The organism is Amycolatopsis taiwanensis DSM 45107 (assembly GCF_000519205.1).
Classification (GTDB): Bacteria; Actinomycetota; Actinomycetes; order Mycobacteriales; family Pseudonocardiaceae; genus Amycolatopsis_E; species Amycolatopsis_E taiwanensis.
Window position 1 is genome coordinate 1 of record NZ_JAFB01000072.1, and the last position, 3,712, is coordinate 3,712.

Annotated in this window: 3 protein-coding genes; 1 reads left to right on the forward strand and 2 read right to left on the reverse strand. The window is 65.2% G+C overall.

All coding sequences use genetic code 11. The features are described from left to right. Positions 1-352: 352 nt before the first annotated feature. Both glnA and A3CU_RS0134705 read right to left on the reverse strand, forming a co-directional pair. Positions 353-1,696: a type I glutamate--ammonia ligase gene (gene glnA, locus A3CU_RS0134700; RefSeq protein ID WP_027946093.1), complete on the reverse strand. Its 1,344-nt coding sequence runs from the start codon at positions 1,694-1,696 to the stop codon at positions 353-355. Between the two features lie 9 nt (positions 1,697-1,705). Next, on the reverse strand, positions 1,706-3,058 hold the full coding sequence (locus A3CU_RS0134705; protein ID WP_211246599.1) for an MFS transporter: 1,353 nt from the start codon (positions 3,056-3,058) through the stop codon (positions 1,706-1,708). Positions 3,059-3,236: 178 nt separating this feature from the next. Between A3CU_RS0134705 and A3CU_RS48270 the strand changes: the two genes are divergently transcribed. Beyond that, a complete protein-coding gene (locus tag A3CU_RS48270; RefSeq protein ID WP_052372699.1) occupies positions 3,237-3,623 on the forward strand; it encodes a TMEM175 family protein in 387 nt (128 codons plus the stop codon). The last annotated feature ends 89 nt before the right edge of the window (positions 3,624-3,712 follow it).

Genomic DNA, 3,712 nt, shown 5'->3' on the forward strand with positions numbered 1-3,712 from the left:
CTCGAATAATCTCAAAGAAACCCAAACAGGGTAACATAAAGAACTACTAACTTAGCTCACTAGCACACTGTTGAGTTCTCAAACAACACGCGACCTTGGCCGCATCTGAAGTTCGTGTCCCAAAGAAGGGAAGCCTCTACCGCTACTTGATTAGTAGTCTTGGTTGGCAACCCCACTCCAGGGCCGTCGCAGTACGTTACCTGGTCCGGTTCGCGGTGTCAAGTCCGCCCGACCCTGGTCCCAGTCGCCGAGGCTCTCACCCCGCCGCCCTGGTCTCCCTTGCGACGTTGACAAGATTACACGCCCTGCAACGGTCCTGAAACGGGGGGTCCCCTGAAGGTGAACGCCCAGGTCAGAGCATCGGCAGCAGCGTTCGCAGCTCGAACGGCGTAACCGCGCTCCGGTAGTTGTCCCACTCCGCCCGCTTGTTGCGCAGGAAGAAGTCGTAAACGTGCTCGCCCAGCGTCTCCGCGAGCAGTTCCGAGCGGTCCATCTCGGCGAGGGCCTCGCCGAGATTCTGCGGAAGCTCCGCGTAGCCGGCGGCCTTGCGCTCAGCATCGCTCAGCGACCAGATGTTGTCCTCGGCCGGCGGTGGCAGCTCGTAACCCTTCTCGATCCCCTTCAGGCCGGCGGCCAGCACCACCGAGTACGCCAGGTACGGGTTGCACGCCGAGTCGATCGTTCGAATCTCCACCCGGCGAGAAGACGCCTTGCCCGGTGAGTAGTTCGGCACCCGGACCAGCGCGGACCGGTTGGCCCGGCCCCAGGACACGGTCGTCGGCGCCTCTCCCCCGATGATCAGTCGCTTGTAGGAATTGACCCACTGGTTGGTGACCGCGGAGATCTCACGCGCGTGATAGAGCACGCCGGCGACGAAAGCCTTGCCCGTATCGGAAAGCTCGAAAGGCTCCTCGGGGTTGTGGAAGGCGTTGCGGTCACCTTCGAACAGAGACACGTGCGTGTGCATCCCCGAGCCCGGCTGCGACGTGAACGGCTTCGGCATGAAGGTGGCGCGCACTCCCTGCATCAGCGCGACCTCCTTGATGACGTACCGGAAGGTCATCACGTTGTCGGCCATGGTCAGCGCGTCGGCGTAGCGCAGATCGATTTCCTGCTGGCCCGGGGCACCCTCGTGGTGGCTGAACTCGACCGAGATCCCCATCGCTTCCAGGGTTTCGATCGCGTGCCGACGGAAGTGCGTCGCCGTGGCGTGGCTTGCTTGGTCGAAGTACCCGCCATTGTCGGCAGGCTCGGGTTCGCGGCCGTCGACCGGCACGTCGGACAACAGGAAGAACTCGATTTCCGGATGGACGTAGCAGGTGAAACCGGCCTCACTGGCCTTGGACAGCTGGCGCCGCAGGACATGTCGGGGATCGGCCCACGACGGCGAACCGTCGGGCATCGCGATGTCACAGAACATGCGCGCCGAGTAGTGGCCGCCGTCCGGGGTCTCCCAAGGAAGCACCTGGAACGTGGACGGATCCGGTTTGGCGACCATGTCCGACTCGTAAACCCGGGCAAAGCCTTCGATCGCCGATCCGTCGAACCCGATGCCGTCGTTGAACGCTCCTTCGAGCTCGGCCGGGGCCACCGCCACCGACTTGAGAAACCCCAGGACATCGGTGAACCACAGTCGAACGAACCGGATGTCGCGTTCTTCCAGCGTGCGCAGCACGAACTCCTGCTGGCGATCCATGGCCGCACCCTATGCGCGTCGTGTTAACACGATGTTTCGGGCCTGCGTTCCTACCCCGCGTGAGGGAATCGCGACGGACATCATCGCGGCAAGCACGCACAGCGTGCCCGCGAGATACCAGGCGAGGTTGTAGCTGCCCGTGTGGTCGCGGATCAGCCCGGCACCCACGGCCGCGAGCGAAGCGCCCACCTGGTGCGACGCGAACACCCAGCCGAAGACGATCGGCCCGCTCGGTCCGAACCGCTCCCGGCACAGGGCGACCGTGGGCGGAACCGTGGCAACCCAGTCGAGGCCGTAGAACACGATGAACGCCCACATCGGGGGCTCGGTCGTCGGCGCGAACAGGTGCGGCAGCAGCACCAGGGACACGCCGCGAAGGACGTAGTACATGCCGAGCAACCAACGAGGATCAACCCGGTCAGTCAGCCAACCCGAGAAGACCGTTCCGGCGACATCGAACAGCCCGACCACGGCGAGCAGCGACGCGGCCATGGTCGGCGGCATGCCGTGATCATGCGCGGCCGGCACGAAATGCGTGCCGACCAACCCGTTCGTCGAAGCGCCACAGATCGCGAATCCACCCGCGAGTAGCCAGAACACCCGGCTCCGTGCCGCGTCGCGCAACGCGCCCAACGCCCGGAGACCGCTTCCACGCGTCACCGCAGGCTTCGGCTCGCCCGTTTCTGCGCCTAACGCGGTCGTGCCGACATCGCTCGGATCATCGCGCAGCAAAACGACTGTGACCGGCACGACCGCGACGGCTACCCCCGCGATCACCAGCGACGCCGGGCGCCAGCCGTGGGTTGTGGCGAGGGCCGCGACGAGCGGCAGGAACACCAACTGCCCGGCTGCCCCGGCCGCGGTGAGCACCCCGCTCACCAACCCGCGGTGCCGGACGAACCACCGTCCGGTGACGGTCGCGACGAACGCCAGGGCCATCGAGCCGGTGCCCGTTCCGACCAGCACGCCCCAGCACAGCAAGAGCTGCCAACTGGCCGTCATGAAGACGGTGAAACCGCTTCCCATCGCCACCAGCAGCAGCGCACCAGTAACCACCCGGCGCATCCCGAGACGCTCCATGAGTGCCGCCGCGAACGGCGAGATCAGCCCGTAGAGCAGGAGGTTGATCGACACCGCCGCCGAGATCGTCCCGCGCGACCAGCCGAACTCGGCGTGCAGTGGATCGATGAGAACGCCTGGCGCGGCGCGGAAACCAGCGGCGCCGACAAGGGCGACGAACGCGCCGACGGCGACGAGCCAGGCCCGATGGATCTTCCTCGCTTGATTCACGAGCTCAGCTTGATTGATCTTCTCGGGTCGGACGAGTGGCCTGAACGCCAACATTTGCAAGAATCCGGCCATGTGCCGAGAGATCGTCATCGAGGAAACGCCTGGTCGCCGGCGCCGATCTTCGCGAAGGGTGTGACCGATCCGATGGAGGCGGGGAGAATCGGCGGCACGTGGCTCGCACTGAGTTCCGCCGTGGGAAGGTACGACGACTGCCGTACCTCTGAAGTCCGATGGTGCACTCTTGACGGCCATGAACGAGTCCGGCCGCGTCGAGGCCTTCAGCGACGGCGTGTTCGCCATCGCCATCACCCTGCTCATCCTGGAGATCAAGGTCCCTTCGGCAGACGAACACGGCGGCCTGTGGCGGGCGTTGGGCGCACAGTGGCCGTCGTATGCCGCCTATGTGGTGAGCTTCCTGATCATCGGCATCATGTGGGTCAACCACCACCAGCTGTTCAGCTACGTCGCACGGGTCGACCGCACGCTGATGTTCCTGAACCTGCTGTTGCTGATGGTGGTGGCCGCGGTGCCGTTTCCGACGGCGATGCTGGCCGAGTACCTGCGCGAGGACGGGGCCTCCCACGTCGCCGCGGCTGTCTACAGCCTGGTCATGGTCGTCATGGCGTATGCCTTGTAAGAGTCGGCATGGGGCGCGGTTCCCGGGTTTCGTCGGGTCGTTTCCCCATGCCGCTCTTCCGAACCGGACGTGCGACTTTCACCGCATCC

Coding starts and splice junctions, on each gene's coding strand:
- glnA (WP_027946093.1), bottom strand. CDS start 1,696: ATGGATCGCCAGCAGGAGTTCGTGCTGCGCACGCTGGAAGAACGCGAC.
- A3CU_RS0134705 (WP_211246599.1), bottom strand. CDS start 3,058: ATGGCCGGATTCTTGCAAATGTTGGCGTTCAGGCCACTCGTCCGACCC.
- A3CU_RS48270 (WP_052372699.1), top strand. CDS start 3,237: ATGAACGAGTCCGGCCGCGTCGAGGCCTTCAGCGACGGCGTGTTCGCC.